Here is a 17,365-nt window from a genome sequence, read left to right as displayed (position 1 = left end):
CAGCATGACAGGCCTGCGGCCTTTGACAGGACAAATGAAGATGCAGCGCAATTCGATTTTCACCCCCGTCCTCATCGGGGGCTGTTTTATCATTATGATCAGCTTTGCCATTCGGGCAAGTTTTGGGGTTTTTCAAATTCCCATAGCGGACGAATTTGGTTGGCTGCGCGCCGAATTTTCCTTGGCCATTGCCATTCAAAACCTAGCTTGGGGCGTGGGGCAGCCGATTTTTGGCGCGATTGCTGAGAAATTCGGGGATCGCAAAGCCATTATCATTGGCGCTTTGATGTATGCGGCGGGTTTGGTGTTTTCGGCTTATGCAATTACGCCCGGCGCGCATCAGCTTTTGGAAATTCTTGTGGGCTTTGGCGTTGCGGGCACGGGCTTTGGCGTGATCTTGGCGATTGTGGGCCGCGCCGCATCGGATGAGCATCGCTCACTCGCGCTTGGGATTGCGACTGCAGCGGGCTCTGCGGGTCAGGTCTTTGGCGCGCCTGTGGCTGAGGCGCTGTTGGCGGTGATGCCATGGCAAAGCGTCTTTTTGATCTTTGCAGCGGCAATTTTGGCTGCGCTTTTGTTTCTCCCCATGCTGCGCGCGCCTGCTACCCTATCCAAGGCAGAACTTGAAGAAAGCATGAGCGCGATTTTGGGCAAAGCATTTCGCGATCCCTCTTTCAGTCTGATTTTTATCGGCTTCTTTTCCTGTGGGTATCAGCTTGCCTTTGTCACCGCGCATTTTCCCGCCTTTGTGACCGAACTTTGCGGCCCGATCGAGCCTGGATCTTTCCTACATTCTTTGGGCATTACGACCACATCTGCGCTTGGGGCGGTGTCGATCTCGCTGATTGGCTTGGCCAATATTGGTGGCACGATTTTGGCGGGCTATTTGGGCAAACGCTATTCTAAGAAATACCTGCTTGCGGGCATCTATTTTGGCCGCACCATTATTGCGGCAGCGTTCATTTTAATGCCGATCACGCCCCTGACCGTGATTGTGTTTTCGGTCATGATGGGCGCGTTGTGGTTGGCCACAGTGCCGCTCACCTCAGGACTTGTGGGGTATATTTATGGGCTGCGCTATATGGGCACGCTTTATGGTATCGTGTTCTTTAGCCATCAATTGGGCAGCTTCATCGGGGTTTGGCTTGGCGGTTGGATGTATGACCTGCATGGCACCTATACCACGGTTTGGTGGGTGGGTGTTGGCGTGGGGCTGCTTTCGGCCATTGTCCATTTGCCCGTGAAAGAAAGCCCCCTGCGCGAGCGGGCGCTGGCCGCCTAACCCTTCACCGCGTCACGGATATAGGCGGCGGTCATCAGGTCAAGATGTGCGCCGCCGCCGTTTTTGAACAGCGTTATTTCTGCGTCATTGCCCCGCGCAAAGGTGCCAGAGGCGATGTCGTAATAATCGGCCACAACATCATCTGCTGTGATGACCCCCGCCGTGATGGGGCGTTTCAATTCGCCAATATGCTCAATCGTGGTAGCACGGCTGTCGACAAAGATACGCGCCTTTTTGAGCGCAGCATCATCCGCCTCGCGCATGTCGGGGCGATAGGCCCCGATGAGGTCAATATGCTGTCCCGCCTTGAGCCATTCACCCTGCAAGATGGGCTCTGTCACCATGGTTGCACAGGTGACAATATCGGCCTGCTGCACGGCATCCGCTAGGCTTTCGGCGACATCCGTATTGGAGAAATCGCGGGCAAGGGCCTCGGCCCGCGATCTATTGCGGTTCCAGATCAGGAAACGCGCTTCAGGAAACCCCGCGCCATATGCCGCGCGCAGAGAGCGGCCAACTGTGCCTGCGCCAACGATCAAAATGGTTTTAATCCCAGGTCGCGCCAGTTTCATTGCGGCAAACAGGCTATCGCCTGCGGTCTTATATTTGGTCAAAAGATGGAAATCGACCAAAGCCTCAAGAAGGCCATTCTTATCGCTGTAAAGCGCCGCACCGCCATTCACAGCCGGCAAATTTTGCGCGGCGTTCTCAGGAAAGATTGTGGCTGATTTCACCAAGAGGCCAAGCCCGTCAATCCATGCGGCACGATTGAGCAACGTGTCCTTGCCGCGATAGAGAAAACTATCCGAAATTTCCGCACGCGGTAGCATATGCCCCGCTTCCAACGCCACGCCAAGTTTGAGCCAATCAAGCTTGGCTTCGGCGTCAGGCCCGATGATTTGGAAGGGGCTTTGTGTCATAGTCCTGCTTCATCCTTGGTGAGAAGGCCATGGTCGACCAAGACTTCGGCCCATCCGTGCGGCGCTGTAAACAGATGCGCATTCCATCCGCGCGCCTTGGCCGCGGTGATGTTGTCAGGGCGGTCATCTGCAAACAAAAGCGCCTCTGGTGCGATTTTGCAATGATCCTCGACCATTTGATAAATGGTTGGGTTGGGTTTGATCACCCCCATAAGGCCAGAGACATAGGCGTGGTCGAATTCGTTCAGAAAATCGAAATGCTCTTGCGCATAGGCAAAGCTTTCGATCCCGAAATTGGTCAATGCGAAGACGGTCACATTCTTGGAACGCAGGCGGCGCAAGAGCATCACGGAATGATCAATCACAGGGTTTGCCAATTCCAACCAGTAATCATGCCACATCCGAATTTCCGCGCGAAACTCAGGATAGGCTTCTGCCGTTTCATAAATGATATCGCGGAACCCTTCACCTAAATCCACGCGGTCATTCATGCCGTGCAAATCCACAGTGGCAAACATCTCGCGGCGGCGCGCTTCCCCGATGGTGCGGTCGTAGAACCGCTCGGGCTGCCATTCGATCAGCACATTGCCGATGTCAAAAATCACCGCTTCAATCTTGGACATGATCAAACCTTTCGCGATCAAAGCAGGCTTAGGCCCGCCATTTGAGACAGCCATCCGATCACAAGCGACACAGTCAGAATGGAAATGGCGGTCGACATCAGAATCGAGGCAGACACCCGTTGCGGGGCCACGTTGTAATGCTGCGCCAGCATGTAGATATTTCCTGCCACAGGCAGCGAGGAGGCCGCGATCATCACCGCAGCCGCATAGGGATCAACCTCGAAAATTATAAGCGCACCAATGGCGACAGCAGCAGGGTGTAAGATCAGCTTGGCGAATGACAGCCAAAGCGCGACCGAAGCCCGCTCGGTTGATTTGCCTGCCAATGACGCCCCAATTGCGAAGAGCGCACATGGGGTCGCCGCCGCGCCCAAAAGCGTCATAAATTCATCCACAGGTGCAGGAAGGCTTAGCCCCGCGGCAGAGACGGATAGCCCCGCGACCATCGACACAATCATCGGATTTTTTACCAACCCAATCGTGATTGAGCGGAAAATTGTAAAGCTCATGCGGCCATCGCGGCTTGCCGTGATAATGATCACGATCAAGCTTGAGAAAACGATCAAATCAGTGGCCAAGATCATCAAGACAGGCCCCGCCGCCGCAGGCCCCATCAAAACCACCAACATCGGCACGCCCAAGAACCCTGTATTCCCGATCACGGCACATTGCGCTTCAATCGCAGCTTCCGAAGCGGGCCGCTTTCGGATCAAGGCAACGACAGTCGCAAGCGCATAAATCGCGAAACATCCAAACAGATAGGCCCCGATGAAATTCCAATCGAAAATATCGCCAAGCGATAAGGTCGAGGCAAAGCGAAACAACATGGCCGATAGCGCGAAGTAAAACACGAATTTTGTCAGATAGGCGGTCGCGCTTTGCGTGAAAAACCCACGATACGCGGCGAGGAAACCCACACCGATCAGCGCAAAAAATGGAAGTGTTTTGAGGAATATCGCGAGCATGAAATAGGGCTAGGCCAGAGTGCAGGCGCTGTCTAGTAGCCTAGCCGTTTTCTTTTAGAATTTCGCCCGCCAAGTAAAGGGAACCACAGATCAAAACCCGCGCATTCGGGGTTGTGGCGCAGATGTCGCGCAAGGCGCTGATGACATCTGGTGCGGTTTGGGCCGCTATACCTGCACGGGTTGCGGCTGCCTTTGTGTCCTCGGCACTCAGTGTTGCGGCTTGGCCGTGAATTGAGACAGCGTGCAGCGATGAGGCGAAGGGCGCAAGCGGGGCCATGAAGCCTGTCACATCTTTTGTGTTCAGCATGCCGCAAATCAAATGCGTCTCGCGTTGGGGCAAGCCTTTGAGCGTGGCCGCAATGGCAAGCGCGGCATGGGGGTTGTGCCCCCCATCAAGCCAAAGTTCAGCATCGGGTGCAGTGTCAAACAGCGGCCCTTGGCGCAGGCGCTGCATGCGCGCGGGCCAAGTGACGTTGCGCATGGCACCCTCGCAGGCCGCCTCGTCCAAACCCAATACCCGCATTGCGGCAAGGGCCGTGCCTGCATTTTGGATTTGATGCGGGCCCGCAAGGGCGGGCAGCGGCAAGTCTAAAAGGCCTGTTTCATCTTGGAAAATCAATCGCCCTGCTTCGGTCGCAACATGCCAGTGTTGGCCATAGGCATAGATGGGCGCGCCGAGCCGCGCGGCGCGTGCCTCGATCACCTCCAGTGCGGCCTCTTGCTGCGGGGCAACAATTACGGGGCGCCCGCGCTTGATAATGCCTGCCTTTTCGCCCGCGATGTCCTCGATTGTATCGCCAAGATATTGTTGATGGTCGAGATCAACGGGGGTGATCACGCTTAATGCGGGGCGGTCGATGACATTGGTTGCATCCAAACGTCCGCCCAAACCCACCTCTAACAGCGTGTAATCAGCAGGATTTCTGGCAAATGCCAAAAGCGCGGCGGCGGTGGTGATTTCGAAATAGGTAATCGCATCTGGGCCATTGGCCGCCAAACATTCATCAAGAATGTCAGATAGGTGGTTTTCGTCAATCAGCGTTCCCGCCAACCGAATGCGTTCATGAAACCGTGCCAAATGCGGTGATGTATAGGCATGTGCGCTTTTCCCTGCCGCCTCAAGCCCCGCGCGAATATAGGCGAGGGTTGACCCTTTGCCATTGGTGCCCGCGATATGAATGACAGGCGGCAACGCCTGTTGCGGATCACCAAGGGCGGCCAAGATCCGCCACATTCTATCGAGCGTCAGGTCAATGATCTTTGGGTGAAGCGCCATCATGCGCTCCAACAAGAGATCCGAGCGGGGGGTGCTCACTTTTATTTTGCCTCCGCCTCGTTTGGCGCAGCCTCAGTTGGGGCGGGCAGATCCCCTTTGACTGGGGGTTCCATGCCCATCAGCATCCGAAGGATCGAGATCAACTCATCGCGCAACGCGGTGCGATGGGTCACGCGGTCAAGCATCCCGTGATCCAACAGATATTCGGCGCGTTGGAACCCTTCGGGCAATTTTTCACGAATGGTTTGCTCAATGACCCGTGGCCCAGCAAAGCAGATCAGCGCATTTGGTTCGGCAATCTGCACATCGCCAAGCATCGCATAAGAGGCGGTTACGCCCCCAGTGGTTGGATGGGTCAGAACCACGATATAAGGCAGGTTCGCCTCTTTGAGCATATTTACCGCAACTGTGGTGCGGGGCATTTGCATCAGGCTGAGGATACCCTCTTGCATCCGCGCGCCACCTGCGGCGGAGAACAGGATCAGAGGGCGCTTTAATTTAACCGCGCGCTCGGCAGCAGCAATGATGGCATTGCCAACATACATCCCCATCGAGCCGCCCATGAAGCTGAAATCTTGCGCACAGGCCACGATGGGCGTGCGCCCCATTTCACCCTCGGCCACAAGCATCGCATCGGTTTCGCCCGTGGATTTCTGTGCCGCCTTCATGCGGTCGGGATAGCGCTTTTGGTCGCGGAATTGCAGCGGGTCTGCAATTGGCTTTGGCACTTCGACCTTGGTGAAAATACCACCATCGAACAAGGCATTGAACCGCTCTCGCGGGGTGATGACCATGTGATGATCGCAATTTGTGCAGACATTCAGATTGTCGCTCAATTCACGATGGAACAGCATGGTTCCGCATTCATCGCATTTCGTCCAAAGGTTCTCGGGCATATCGCGCTTCGAGAACATCGAATTGATCCTTGGGCGGACGTAGTTGGTGATCCAGTTCATTGGGTCTTTTCCATTGGCCGATCCTTACACTCGCAATAGGCAATGGCGCGGCAGATTGCAATCAGCGATGGGCATTTTCGCGCCATATCAGGGCAAAACGGATGCCAAGCCAAATCACAATTGTAACAGCAATGTCGCGCAAGATGAGGGGAACCATGGCCTCGGCATCATTGGCTGCAATCGGTAAATGATAAAGGGCAAGTCCCCCCAAAGCACCCGGCAGCGAAACAGCCAACATTGCCATCACATTATTCGCAAAGTGAAATCCCCACGCTGGCCCGATTGTGCCAAAGCGATGGGTCAAATCAGCGGCGCAAAGCCCGAAAACGCCTGTGGCCAACACAAGATACCACGCCGCGCTGCCATGTTCTTCTGGTGCAAAATGGGCAAGACCAAACAGAACGGAGGGCAAAACCGCCCAGATGATTGGGGATTTGAACCGCGCGGCCAGTTGGCTTTGAAGATAGCCGCGAAACAGAAGTTCTTCAGCCCCTGTCTGGATGGCAATCAGCCCAAGGGCGAGAGGCAGCACAAGCAACCATTGTTTGAGGCCCAGACTTTTCACAAGGGCAAAATCGGTCGGGATCAGCGCGCTGAGTGTCGCGAGGGCAGAAAACACCGCCACCGCAATCCAGAACTGTCGGTGCATTTGGCGCAATGGGCCAAATAGTGACAATGGGCTACGATCATGCAGCAGCCATGCCACAAAAAACGGGCCGACCAGCATGGTCACGAAACTGCCCAGAAGGATCAGCGTCAGGCTCGGGCCAGATGTTTGCGGATCAGCCGTCCATACGGCTTCGAATTTTGTACCGATCACATGCGACATTGCATAGAAATAGGCTAACAGCCCCAAGACAAAGGTCAAAAGGCAGATGACCATGCCCACAATCACCCGCCACAAAGCAGGTTGCGCCCGCGCGGCTTCGACCATCAAATTGGGCTGATTTTGTGGTGCAAAAAATCCCCGAAGCATCAGCGCTTTAAATCCCCATTCCGCTTGAACCTATAAATGGCCCTTCTATAGTCTGAAACTTAGGTTTCATGGGTCTTTTTCCAATCGCGCTTGTGCCGCAGGGGCCCAAAGTTTATGCCGAGTGTAACATTTCTATCGACCCCAAGGGAGGCTGCCATGTCGCAGAGCAAATTCGATAAGTCCAAACTGCCAAGCCGTCACGTGACGCAAGGGCCTGCGCGCGCACCGCATCGCTCGTATTACTATGCGATGGGCTTGACCGAGGACGAAATCGCGCAGCCTTTTGTGGGTGTCGCCACCTGCTGGAACGAAGCAGCGCCTTGTAACATTGCGCTCAGCCGTCAGGCGCAGGCGGTGAAATTGGGTGTAAAGCACGCCAATGGCACGCCGCGCGAATTTACCACCATCACTGTGACCGATGGGATCGCGATGGGGCATGAGGGGATGCGTTCCTCTTTGGCATCGCGTGAAGCGATTGCGGATACTGTCGAATTGACCATGCGCGGGCATTGCTATGACGCGCTGGTGGGTTTGGCGGGCTGTGATAAATCCCTGCCTGGTATGATGATGGCCATGGTGCGCCTCAATGTGCCATCGGTGTTTATCTATGGCGGCTCCATCCTGCCGGGTCGGTTGGACGGCAAAGATGTGACCGTGCAAGACGTTTTTGAGGCGGTGGGTCAACATCAGGCGGGCAATTACTCTGACGAACAGCTCGCTATTTTGGAACGTGTGGCCTGTCCTTCGGCAGGTGCCTGTGGCGGTCAGTTTACGGCAAACACCATGGCCTGTGTATCTGAGGCCATCGGTTTGGCCCTGCCCAATTCAGCGGGTGCGCCTGCGCCTTACGAGTCCCGCGACCAATATGGCGTGGCTTCGGGCGAAGCTGTGATGAAGCTTATCGAAAAGAACATCCGCGCCCGCGATATCGTGACCCGCAAAAGTCTTGAGAACGCGGCGCGCGTTGTGGCTTGCACAGGTGGCTCGACCAATGCAGGCCTTCATTTGCCTGCCATCGCCCATGAGGCGGGTATTGATTTCGACCTGTTTGATGTCTGTGAGATTTTCAAAGACACCCCCTACTTTGTCGACCTCAAACCCGGTGGCCAATATGTGGCCAAAGATATGTATGAGGCGGGCGGCGTTCCTGTCGTTCTCAAAGAATTGCGGAAAGCAGGTCTGATCCATGAGGATTGCTTGACCGTAACAGGCCGCAGCATTGGTGAAGAGATCGACATCATCACCCGCGAAGCAGATGGTCGCGTGATCTATCCCATCGAGAAACCCCTGTCGCCAACAGGCGGCGTGGTCGGTCTGAAAGGGAACCTTGCCCCAGATGGCGCTATCGTCAAGGTTGCGGGTATGGCAAAAGAGCAGCTTGTATTCACAGGCCCTGCCCGCGTGTTTGAATCAGAAGAAGACGCTTTCGCGGCTGTTCAAACCCGCGATTACAAAGAAGGCGAAGTCATTGTTATCCGCAATGAAGGCCCATCTGGCGGGCCAGGTATGCGTGAGATGTTGGCAACCACGGCGGCCCTGTCTGGTCAGGGCATGGGCAAGAAAGTGGCGCTGATCACTGATGGCCGCTTCTCGGGTGCGACCCGTGGTTTCTGTGTCGGTCACGTTGGGCCAGAGGCCGCCCATGGTGGGCCAATCGGTCTCTTGAAAAACGGGGATATGATCACGATTGACGCGATCAATGGGGAGATCAGCGTTGATCTGTCTGATGCCGAATTGGAAGCCCGCCGCGACGATTGGCAAGGCGCAAAGCCGACAATCTACGCTACAGGTGCGCTTTGGAAATATGCGCAGCAGGTGGGTTCAGCGCGCTATGGGGCGGTCACGCATCCAGGCGGCAAAGAGGAGAAGCATGTCTATATGGACATCTAAATCCGTTCAGGCCTGCACCCTCTTGGGTGCGGGCCTTTTTCTTTTCGGCTGCTCGGGCGGTGGGGCGCCTTATGCGGGGCCCCCTCCAGATGTGGATACAGAAATTGCCGTAACCAGTGACCGCTTGGTGGTCACTGGGCCTGATGGGTTTTGCATAGATCCGGCGGCGACCCAAGATCGCGGCATAAGCGCCTTTGTGCTTTTGGGAAATTGCGCGGCTATTGGAAATTCATCGCGCCTGCCACAGCCAGAACATCCCTCAATCCTGACGGCCGCCATTTCCGAGGCAGGGCCAGAGGGCAGTTTGCGCAGCAATATCCCCGCAATGGCTGCATTTTTCACCTCCGAGCAAGGGCGTGGCTTGTTAAGCCGTGACCAAGATCCAAATTCGGTTGAAATTCTGGATATGTTTCATCAAGGCGATGTGTTTTTCTTGAATGCGCGCGACAGTTCGGCCAGCAGCATTCGGGGTGTGAAAGAGGATTACTGGCGCGTCTATATGGATGTGGGCAACCGCATCGCCACGCTCAGTGTTCTTGCGCTCGAAGACAGTAACCTCACCGAGGCGCAAAGCCTTGAGACGTTGCGCGCGTTTGCGGGTCAAATCGCTACGGCCAATAATCAAACAAGTTTACAGCCCGCGATTCTGGCCGAGGCGGAACCAACCCCTTTGCCTGATGGCCCGTATGATAGCGATCAAGCCACCGCGCAAAGCGGCGATGGTTCAGGAAGCAGTGCCCCAACCCGCCCAACCACCCGTACCGTGTCACCCGCACGGGCCGCGCGCACCGTTGTGCGCACACTTGATACGGTTGGATTGCTGCGTAGGCTTTTCAATTAGAGAAAATCCCCTTACCTCTATCTCTGCTAAACTGGAAAAAGGCCCCCCTCTGACTGGGAGGGGCGGGCCAAGCTTGAGGGCAATCGGATGGGGTTTTGGCGCAGGCCGTCATTTTCGCAGGCCAGATGGATAAAATTCAACGCCGATATTACGGCTTTGAAAGCGCGGCTTGGCAAACTGTCCCTATCGGATTTGCAAAAGCGCCGCGCTGAGGCCATCGCCTATGCAGGTGATTTGATGACTTTGGCGCGATTGGCGGATCAGGATTTGCGCCGCCGCGCCATTGGACAAGACCGCCAAGAGGGTTTGCCTGAAATTGCGCATTGGGGGTATCGCCCTGATGCCTTTTTTCAACCGATTGAACCCGCGACCACAGTTGCGGTGCAAAGCCCCTTTGATCTGACAGGGGGGCTCAAGATTTTTCATGATTGCACGCAATCAGAGATTATTTTGCGCCAAACCCCGCGCAATGATCCTCACGCAAGCGCCCCTTTTGCCATTTCCTTATAAGTTTTTCGGTTTGATGGATCGTTTTTATCCATGGCCCTTGATGTGCCCCGCGCGCGGGCGGCGAGCGTTAAGCTGTCGGATATTCTTAAAGTTTCGCTCGATATCAGCATGGATTTTCCGATTGATCTTTATGCGCAGGTCAAAGTGATCCATGGCCCGAATTCCGAGCAAATGGTGCGCAAAATAGAATGGCACAACGGCAGGCTCAGTGCCGAATTCGACATGGCCTATTCCAAAGTAAACGACAAACGGATCGAAAAAATCTGGATTGATCTGATTTTTGAGCGCCCCAGCATGAACTTATTGCAGATGGGCGATTTTCTCGTGGTATGCATGCCGCGCGCCGAACTTTGAGTAAGGGGATCAAAGCATGACGGAACTGACGCTTGCGCGGTTGGGCCTTAAAGATGGGGTTTATGAGGCCACAGTGGCCCATATGACTGAGGACGCATTGCGCTTTGAGGCTGTTGTGAACGGGCAGGTCATTGCCATCGGAACAGCCACGCGTGGCACGGGTCAAGCCTGTCTATTGCGCCTTGAGCTGCCAGCACATCTGATTGGGGCGCAGGTGCAAATTGTCGACATCCGCCACGAGACAGGGGCGGTGTTAGATCGGTTTTCTGTGGTCTGTGATCCGTAGATTGCGGGGGATCTGCGCGCAGAATTTGATTTGCTGAAATCCACCTTTCGCCGCTATTGCAGCGAAACGGGCGCAGATTAACCGCGCAAGGTTGCCCCTGTCGCCTTACCCACTTTTTCAATGATTTTGGCGGCAGTGGCTTCGATTTCGTCCTCGGTCAATGTTTTGTCGCGCGGCTGCATCCGCACAGTCAGCGCGATTGACTTGCGCCCTTCCCCAAGTGCGCCGCCGATGAATTCGTCAAAGACGCTAACATCGGTGATCAAAGCCTTATCTGCACCAAGGGCCGCATTGACCAGATCAAGAGCAGCGGTCGTGACATCGGTGACAAAGGCGAAATCGCGCTCCACGGGTTGCAGATCGCTGATTTCCAAGGCGCCACGGCTGGCCGAAACGTTCTTGGGCAATGGAATTTCAGCTGGATAAAGAACAAACCCCATCGCAGGGCCTTTCACATCCATCTCGCGCAAGATTTTGGGGTGAATTTCACCAAATACGCCCAAGATTTTCTTAGGGCCAAGGCACAGAACTCCATGCCGTCCGGGATGCCACCAAGGATCATCGCTGCGCATGATTTGCATCCGCGCAGGCGCACCCATGGCCGAAAGGGCGGCTTCAGCATCGGCTTTGGCATCAAACACATCCACAGCGCGGCGTGCCCCATGCGGATCACGCGGGCCCGTTTGACCGATTAAAAGACCAGCGGCCTGCGTATGCTGTTCTTCAGGTTCCCCGCCATGGAACGCGGCCCCCATTTCAAACAAGGCCAAATCTGTCATGCCGCGCGCCTGATTGCGGGCCGCTGCCTGCAAAAGGCCAGGCAAAAGCGCGGGACGCATATGGCTCATTTCCGAAGAAATCGGATTTTCCAAACGCACCGCATCCGTGCCGCCGCCAAAGAGCGCCGCAGATTTTTGATCAATAAAGCTATAGGTGACACATTCATTATACCCCAAAGCGGCAAGGGTGCGCCGCCCTGTGGCTTCACGTTTTTGCATTGGAGTCAGGACGGCGCGGGTCACGCCTGTGCTGAGGCGGGGCAAGGGCTTTGGCGCCAGTTTGGTGAGCGAAGCGACACGCGCCACTTCTTCCACCAAATCCGCCTCACCTTGAACATCGCGCCGCCACGAGGGCACCCAAACCTCAAGTGTCTCGCCACTGCCGCTGGCCGAAAAACCAAGCGCGGTCAGGATGTGCACCTGTTCCTCGCGCGGGATGTCCATACCGACAAGGCTGATCACGCGCGCAGGGTTCAAGCTGTAGCTGCGCGCCGTTTTCAACGCCGCGCCCGCCTCAACCATATCTGAGGCTTCACCGCCGCAGAGATCAAGAATCATCTGCGTTGCCGCCTCAAGCCCGTCACGGGTGAATTCAGGGTCAACCCCCCGCTCAAAGCGATACCGCGCATCCGAATGGATTTTCAGATCACGCCCTGTATAGGCGATTTGCACAGGATCCCACCAAGCCGATTCAAGAAACACGTTCACGGTTTCATCCGTGCATCCCGTTTCTTCACCGCCCATGATGCCCGCGATGCTTTCGGGGCCATTGTCATCGGAAATCACCATATGGCCCGCGCCGAAGCGGTAGGTTTTCTCGTCCAAGGCCAATAATTCTTCGCCACCTTTGGCGCGATGAACACGCAAGCCGCCTTTGACCTTATCGGCATCAAAAACGTGCAAGGGTCGGTTTTGGTCATAGGTGAAGAAATTGGTGATATCGACCAAGGCGGAGATGGGGCGCAGGCCGATGGCTTTGAGCTGCGCTTGCAACCATGCGGGCGATGGCCCGTTCTTTACGCCACGGATCACGCGGCCTGTGAAATGCGGCGCGCCATCAAGCGTATCGGTGTCAATCGTCACGGAGATTGGGCAGGGGTAACTGCCTTTGACGGGGGCGACCTCATAGGGTTTCAACGTGCCAAGACCGCGCGCGGCCAAATCCCGCGCCACGCCACGCACGCCAAGCGCATCTTGGCGGTTCGGGGTGATGGCAATTTCAATCACAGGGTCAATCTTTTCTGGATCATGCTCTGCCAACCAATCCGCAAAGCTTTGACCCACCTCGCCTGAGGGCAATTCGATGATGCCGTTATGTTCGTCCGAAAGCTCTAATTCCCGCTCGGAACACATCATCCCGTGGCTTTCGACCCCGCGGATTTTACCAACCGAAAGCGTCACATCAATGCCCGGCACATAGTCACCAGGGCGTGCGACAACCACAGTGATGCCCGCACGCGCATTCGGCGCGCCGCAGACAATTTGCTTGTCCCCCTCATCGGTGGCCACAGTGCAGACGCGCAGACGATCCGCATCTGGGTGCTGTTCGGCATGGGTGACGCGGCCCAGACGAAACCCTGCTAATTTCGCGGCGGGGTTTTCGACCCCTTCCACCTCAAGCCCAAGATCGGTCAGCGCATCGGCGATGTCCTCAACCGAAGCGGTGGTGTCGAGATGGGTTTTCAGCCAAGACAGCGTGAATTTCATGGCGTGGGCCTCCGTTTAAGCGGTCGGATGTCGATTAAACCACGGCGCGCGTGATTGGAAGGGTGGAATGAGGGCGCGCGCCTGCCCGTGGGGTGGCGCTGATCCGTTTTGGGGTCAGCACTTTATCGTTTCAAGATCGGGCGACCCCTGAGCGCGCGAAGGCGGTGCCATAGCGCCAGCCCGGTGGGGCGGGCAGGCGCTCGCCCGGCGCCTTCGGCGCTATTCGGGCGGGGCGTGGGGATTGATCCCCCTCACCCCCGATGCAAATTCGGCATATCCAAGGCGGCAAAGCCGTAATGGCGCAGCCAGCGCAGGTCTGAGTCGAAAAATGCGCGCAGATCGGGGATGCCGTATTTCAGCATTGCCAAGCGGTCGATCCCGATGCCAAAGGCAAAGCCCTGCCATTCATTGGGGTCAATCCCGCCTGCTTGCAGAACCTTAGGATGCACCATGCCTGACCCCAACACCTCGAGCCAGTCATTGCCTTCGCCCACTTTGACCGTGCCGCCTTCCCATGAGCATTGGATGTCCACCTCGGCAGAGGGTTCGGTGAAGGGGAAATGCGAGGCGCGGAAGCGCGTTTTGACTGCCGTGCCGAAGAAGGCCGAGAAGAACTCCTCCAAAACCCATTTCAGATTGGCCATGGAGATATCTTTATCAATTGCTAAGCCCTCGACCTGATGGAACATCGGTGTATGGGTCTGGTCGTAATCGGCGCGATAGACGCGACCAGGTGCAATGATGCGGCAAGGCGCGCCATTGGCCTCCATATAACGAATTTGCACGGGGCTTGTATGCGTGCGCAGCACATGGGGCGGGCGGTCATCCCCTTCGGCGCGGTGGGTGTAGAATGTGTCCATCTCAGCGCGGGCAGGGTGATGGCCTGGAATATTCAGCGAATCGAAATTGTAGAAATCCGTTTCAATCTGTGGGCCTTCTGCCACGGCAAAGCCCATATCTGCGAAAATCGCGGTGACTTCTTCGGTGACTTGGCTCACGGGGTGGATGCTGCCCTGACGGCGATGGCGGGCGGGCAGGGTCACATCTAGCCATTCTGCCTTGAGCCGTTCATCTAGTGCGGCATCGCCAAGCGCGGATTTCTTCGCCATAAGCGCGCTGTTGACCTCATCCTTCAGCGCGTTCAGCGCGGGGCCTGCAACCTGACGCTCTTCGGCGCTCATCTGCCCAAGCTCGCGCATCTTCAGGCTGATCTCACCTTTTTTGCCAAGGGCAGCCACACGCAACTCTTCAAGCGAGGCTTCGTCCGAGGCCTGAGCAATGCGATCAAGCCAAAGGTGGCGCAGGTCATCAAATGCGGTCATGGGTTTGTCTCCGTAGAATTGCCGCTTGAGCTATCACAAGAACCCTCAAATGCAAGGCCTGCAACAGGGGCAACGGCTTTTGGCTGCGTGTTGAGCAAAGAAAAACCCCCGCCAAATCGTTGGCAGGGGCTTCACTGACCAAATTTTGGCGCAGATTAGAGCGCGGCTTTCGCCTGTGCAACAATCGCCCCAAACGCTTCTGGCTCATGCACAGCGAGATCAGCCAGAACCTTGCGGTCGACTTCAATCCCTGCTTTTGCAAGGCCATTGATGAAGCGCGAATAGCTCAGATCGGCGTCAAAGCTGCGCACGGCAGCGTTAATGCGCTGAATCCACAAAGCGCGGAATTGACGCTTACGCGCCTTGCGGTCGCGGGTTGCGTATTGGTTGGCTTTATCGACCGCCTGCGTTGCAGTGCGGAAGTTGCGCGAACGCGCGCCATAATAACCTTTTGCCGCGTCAAGAACCTTCTTGTGACGGCGATGGGTGACGGTACCACCTTTTGTGCGGGACATCTCAGCGCCTCCTTAACGAGCGTATGGCATGTAGGTTTTGACGATCTTCGCGTCAGGGGCTGACAATATTGTCGTGCCGCGCGCGTCGCGGATGAACTTGGTTGTCCGCTTGATCATGCCGTGGCGCTTGCCAGCTTGGCCAGCTTTGACCTTGCCACTCGCCGTCATTTTGAAGCGCTTTTTGGCGCTCGACTTCGTCTTCATCTTGGGCATTTTCGTCTCCTTCTTAGGCAACGTTCAAGCGCGATTCGGCATGCCACTTTTGGCCGATCGCACCGTTGGAAAGCGCCGCTTACCCCCAAAACGGTGAAAGCGCAACCCCTCTTCAGCGGAGTGTAAGCGCCGCCACCTCAACAAAACTTGCTGCAAATGGCGCCCATCCGATGGGAAGGCCACCGAGGGTATAAACCGCAATCAGCATCGCCAGCCCTGCCCCCAAAACGCCCGCCGCGGTGACGTTTCGTTTGCGATTTGCCCAAGCTGAGATCACCGCAACCGCGCCGAACCCTGCACAGAGTGTCCCTGTCACCAAAAGTAGGTTTGCAAGGGCCATTCAAATTTACTCAGGATCGGCAGAATAAATCAGCCGTTCATCACAAGGGGCGACCCGCAGAATATTTGTTGTGCCTTGCACGTTAAACGGCACGCCTGCGGTCACCACAATCTGATCCGTAGCCTCGGCAAACCCACCTTCACGCGCGGCGCGCGCGGCGCTGATGACGGCGCCTTTGAACCGCTCGACCTTTTCGGTCAGCACGCAGGTTGTTCCCCATGTCAAACACATCCGCCGCGCCACGCGTAAGACGGGCGTCAGGCCAATCACGGGCACGCAAGGCCGCTCGCGAGCCACAAGGGCGGCGGTGGTGCCTGATTGGGTGAAGCAGCAAATCGCTTTGATGTTGGTGGTTTCGGCGATTTCCCGCGCGGCCACCACGATTGCATCCGCAACACTGGCGCGGTTCACACGGCGGGACGCGTCAATAACTTCGCGATAGGTCTGATCACTTTCAACTTCGCGCGCGACCGCGTCCATCGTGCGCACGGCCTCAATCGGATATTGGCCCGCCGCTGATTCAGCGCTGAGCATGACAGCATCCGCACCCTCATAAATCGCGGTTGCCACATCCGAGACTTCGGCGCGGGTTGGCACGGGGCTTTCGATCATGGATTCAAGCATCTGGGTTGCCACAATCACGGGCTTGGCCGCAGAGCGGCATTTGCGCACCAGACGTTTTTGGATGGGCGGCACGTTTTGGACTGGCAATTCCACGCCCAAATCACCGCGTGCCACCATGATCCCATCTGAAGCGGCAAGGATTTCATCAAACGCCTTCACGGCCGCGGGCTTTTCAATTTTCGACAAGATCGCCGCACGGCCCTTCGCCAATCCACGGGCCTCTTCAACGTCAGCGGCACGCTGCACAAAGGACAGCGCCAACCAATCCACCCCCAATTCGCAAGCAAATTCCAGATCACTGCGGTCTTTTGCCGAAAGCGCCGCCAAAGGCAGCACCACATCAGGCACGTTCACGCCCTTGCGGTTCGAAATTGTGCCTGCATTGAGCGCGACACAATCGGCAAAATCCTTGCCGCATTTGGTGACGCGCAGTTTAAGCTTACCATCATTGACCAAAAGATGCGCGCCAACTTCCAAGGCTTCGAAAATTTCTGGATGGGGTAGACAAACGCGGGTCGCATCGCCCGGTGTTTTGTCGAGGTCAAAACGGAAGGCAGCCCCCTCCTCGAGATCTTGCGCGGCATCGCCCTCAAACACGCCGCAGCGTAGTTTTGGCCCTTGCAAATCGGCCAAGATTGCTATGGGGCGGCCTGTTTTTTCTTCGATACGGCGAATGATCGCATGGCGGGCGGCGATGTCGTCCTGCGTGCCATGACTCATATTAAGGCGGAACACATCCGCGCCTGCTTCAAACAGCGCCTCAATTGTCGCTTCGTCACTGGAGGCAGGCCCCAATGTCGCAACAATTTTCACATTCCGCATCCGTTTCATCCGATCTTCCCCTCTGGCCGCTCTCTTGGTCTGGTTCTGCTTTGCGCAAATGTTAGCGCTCACATCTTGCGCCTCTTATAGACGAAGCGCGCATAAGAGCAATCTATCTTCAATTCGAATTGATGACCTAGCCCTTTGTGAGTTCGATTGATATT

Annotated in this window: 16 protein-coding genes and 1 pseudogene; 5 read left to right on the top strand and 12 right to left on the bottom strand. The window is 56.3% G+C overall.

The annotated features are described in order from the left end of the window. Positions 1–34 precede the first annotated feature (34 nt). Positions 35–1,282 (top strand): MFS transporter, encoded by a 1,248-nt coding sequence (locus tag AAC632_RS03130; RefSeq protein ID WP_445322670.1) that lies wholly within the window; start codon positions 35–37, stop codon positions 1,280–1,282. Here the strand turns inward: AAC632_RS03130 and AAC632_RS03125 are convergent. The 6 genes from AAC632_RS03125 to AAC632_RS03100 all read right to left on the bottom strand — a co-directional run bounded on the left by AAC632_RS03125 (position 1,279) and on the right by AAC632_RS03100 (position 6,998). After that, a complete protein-coding gene (locus tag AAC632_RS03125; protein WP_340298187.1) occupies positions 1,279–2,202 on the bottom strand; it encodes an ornithine cyclodeaminase family protein in 924 nt (307 codons plus the stop codon). The two genes, AAC632_RS03130 and AAC632_RS03125, sit on opposite strands and share 4 nt — an antisense overlap. Beyond that, positions 2,199–2,825 (bottom strand): HAD family hydrolase, encoded by a 627-nt coding sequence (locus AAC632_RS03120; RefSeq protein WP_340298188.1) that lies wholly within the window; start codon positions 2,823–2,825, stop codon positions 2,199–2,201. The genes AAC632_RS03125 and AAC632_RS03120 overlap by 4 nt, the downstream gene beginning before the upstream one ends. Positions 2,826–2,842: 17 nt before the next feature. Then, entirely contained in the window at positions 2,843–3,790 is a 948-nt protein-coding gene (locus AAC632_RS03115; RefSeq protein WP_340298190.1) for an AEC family transporter, read from the bottom strand. A gap of 40 nt (positions 3,791–3,830) precedes the next feature. Beyond that, positions 3,831–5,105, bottom strand: a complete 1,275-nt coding sequence (locus tag AAC632_RS03110; RefSeq protein ID WP_340298191.1) for a bifunctional folylpolyglutamate synthase/dihydrofolate synthase — start codon at positions 5,103–5,105, stop codon at positions 3,831–3,833. Between the two features lie 2 nt (positions 5,106–5,107). Further along, entirely contained in the window at positions 5,108–6,022 is a 915-nt protein-coding gene (gene accD, locus AAC632_RS03105) for an acetyl-CoA carboxylase, carboxyltransferase subunit beta (protein WP_340298192.1), read from the bottom strand. A 61-nt stretch (positions 6,023–6,083) separates the two neighbouring features. Beyond that, complete coding sequence (locus tag AAC632_RS03100) at positions 6,084–6,998, bottom strand: CPBP family intramembrane glutamic endopeptidase (RefSeq protein ID WP_340298193.1); 915 nt, start codon at positions 6,996–6,998, stop codon at positions 6,084–6,086. A gap of 156 nt (positions 6,999–7,154) precedes the next feature. Between AAC632_RS03100 and ilvD the strand changes: the two genes are divergently transcribed. The 4 genes and pseudogenes from ilvD (at position 7,155) to AAC632_RS03080 (ending at position 10,879) form a co-directional block, all read left to right on the top strand. After that, positions 7,155–8,888 (top strand): dihydroxy-acid dehydratase, encoded by a 1,734-nt coding sequence (ilvD, locus tag AAC632_RS03095; RefSeq protein WP_340298194.1) that lies wholly within the window; start codon positions 7,155–7,157, stop codon positions 8,886–8,888. Next, positions 8,869–9,729, top strand: coding sequence for a hypothetical protein (locus AAC632_RS03090; protein ID WP_340298195.1), 861 nt, complete (start codon positions 8,869–8,871; stop codon positions 9,727–9,729). The genes ilvD and AAC632_RS03090 overlap by 20 nt, the downstream gene beginning before the upstream one ends. Positions 9,730–9,816: 87 nt before the next feature. Continuing rightward, positions 9,817–10,593, top strand: a pseudogene (locus AAC632_RS03085) (DUF6478 family protein). Positions 10,594–10,609: 16 nt separating this feature from the next. Beyond that, on the top strand, positions 10,610–10,879 hold the full coding sequence (locus tag AAC632_RS03080; protein WP_340298197.1) for a hypothetical protein: 270 nt from the start codon (positions 10,610–10,612) through the stop codon (positions 10,877–10,879). Between the two features lie 77 nt (positions 10,880–10,956). Here the strand turns inward: AAC632_RS03080 and pheT are convergent, their stop codons facing one another. The 6 genes from pheT to pyk all read right to left on the bottom strand — a co-directional run bounded on the left by pheT (position 10,957) and on the right by pyk (position 17,210). Further along, positions 10,957–13,365, bottom strand: a complete 2,409-nt coding sequence (gene pheT, locus AAC632_RS03075) for a phenylalanine--tRNA ligase subunit beta (RefSeq protein ID WP_340298199.1) — start codon at positions 13,363–13,365, stop codon at positions 10,957–10,959. Positions 13,366–13,616: 251 nt separating this feature from the next. Next, a complete protein-coding gene (gene pheS, locus AAC632_RS03070) occupies positions 13,617–14,687 on the bottom strand; it encodes a phenylalanine--tRNA ligase subunit alpha (protein WP_340298201.1) in 1,071 nt (356 codons plus the stop codon). Positions 14,688–14,842: 155 nt separating this feature from the next. Continuing rightward, complete coding sequence (gene rplT, locus AAC632_RS03065; RefSeq protein WP_317657149.1) at positions 14,843–15,202, bottom strand: 50S ribosomal protein L20; 360 nt, start codon at positions 15,200–15,202, stop codon at positions 14,843–14,845. 12 nt (positions 15,203–15,214) lie between these two features. Further along, on the bottom strand, positions 15,215–15,415 hold the full coding sequence (gene rpmI / locus AAC632_RS03060) for a 50S ribosomal protein L35 (RefSeq protein WP_340298202.1): 201 nt from the start codon (positions 15,413–15,415) through the stop codon (positions 15,215–15,217). 112 nt (positions 15,416–15,527) lie between these two features. Beyond that, positions 15,528–15,755 (bottom strand): hypothetical protein, encoded by a 228-nt coding sequence (locus AAC632_RS03055; protein ID WP_340298204.1) that lies wholly within the window; start codon positions 15,753–15,755, stop codon positions 15,528–15,530. Positions 15,756–15,761: 6 nt separating this feature from the next. Continuing rightward, positions 15,762–17,210: a pyruvate kinase gene (gene pyk, locus AAC632_RS03050; RefSeq protein ID WP_317657152.1), complete on the bottom strand. Its 1,449-nt coding sequence runs from the start codon at positions 17,208–17,210 to the stop codon at positions 15,762–15,764. Between the last annotated feature and the right edge of the window lie 155 nt (positions 17,211–17,365).

Origin of the sequence: Roseobacter sp. HKCC-CH-9351, from assembly GCF_037830295.1 — a bacterium.
Classification (GTDB): Bacteria; Pseudomonadota; Alphaproteobacteria; order Rhodobacterales; family Rhodobacteraceae; genus M30B80.
This window is presented reverse-complemented; position numbering and strand designations above follow the sequence as displayed.

What these genes read in the sequence shown, in the direction of transcription:
- AAC632_RS03130 (WP_445322670.1), top strand. Translation starts at nt 35, where the DNA reads ATGAAGATGCAGCGCAATTCGATTTTCACCCCCGTCCTCATCGGGGGC.
- AAC632_RS03125 (WP_340298187.1), bottom strand. Translation starts at nt 2,202, where the DNA reads ATGACACAAAGCCCCTTCCAAATCATCGGGCCTGACGCCGAAGCCAAG.
- AAC632_RS03120 (WP_340298188.1), bottom strand. Translation starts at nt 2,825, where the DNA reads ATGTCCAAGATTGAAGCGGTGATTTTTGACATCGGCAATGTGCTGATC.
- AAC632_RS03115 (WP_340298190.1), bottom strand. Translation starts at nt 3,790, where the DNA reads ATGCTCGCGATATTCCTCAAAACACTTCCATTTTTTGCGCTGATCGGT.
- accD (WP_340298192.1), bottom strand. Translation starts at nt 6,022, where the DNA reads ATGAACTGGATCACCAACTACGTCCGCCCAAGGATCAATTCGATGTTC.
- AAC632_RS03100 (WP_340298193.1), bottom strand. Translation starts at nt 6,998, where the DNA reads ATGCTTCGGGGATTTTTTGCACCACAAAATCAGCCCAATTTGATGGTC.
- ilvD (WP_340298194.1), top strand. Translation starts at nt 7,155, where the DNA reads ATGTCGCAGAGCAAATTCGATAAGTCCAAACTGCCAAGCCGTCACGTG.
- AAC632_RS03090 (WP_340298195.1), top strand. Translation starts at nt 8,869, where the DNA reads ATGTCTATATGGACATCTAAATCCGTTCAGGCCTGCACCCTCTTGGGT.
- AAC632_RS03080 (WP_340298197.1), top strand. Translation starts at nt 10,610, where the DNA reads ATGACGGAACTGACGCTTGCGCGGTTGGGCCTTAAAGATGGGGTTTAT.
- pheT (WP_340298199.1), bottom strand. Translation starts at nt 13,365, where the DNA reads ATGAAATTCACGCTGTCTTGGCTGAAAACCCATCTCGACACCACCGCT.
- pheS (WP_340298201.1), bottom strand. Translation starts at nt 14,687, where the DNA reads ATGACCGCATTTGATGACCTGCGCCACCTTTGGCTTGATCGCATTGCT.
- rplT (WP_317657149.1), bottom strand. Translation starts at nt 15,202, where the DNA reads ATGTCCCGCACAAAAGGTGGTACCGTCACCCATCGCCGTCACAAGAAG.
- rpmI (WP_340298202.1), bottom strand. Translation starts at nt 15,415, where the DNA reads ATGCCCAAGATGAAGACGAAGTCGAGCGCCAAAAAGCGCTTCAAAATG.
- AAC632_RS03055 (WP_340298204.1), bottom strand. Translation starts at nt 15,755, where the DNA reads ATGGCCCTTGCAAACCTACTTTTGGTGACAGGGACACTCTGTGCAGGG.
- pyk (WP_317657152.1), bottom strand. Translation starts at nt 17,210, where the DNA reads ATGAAACGGATGCGGAATGTGAAAATTGTTGCGACATTGGGGCCTGCC.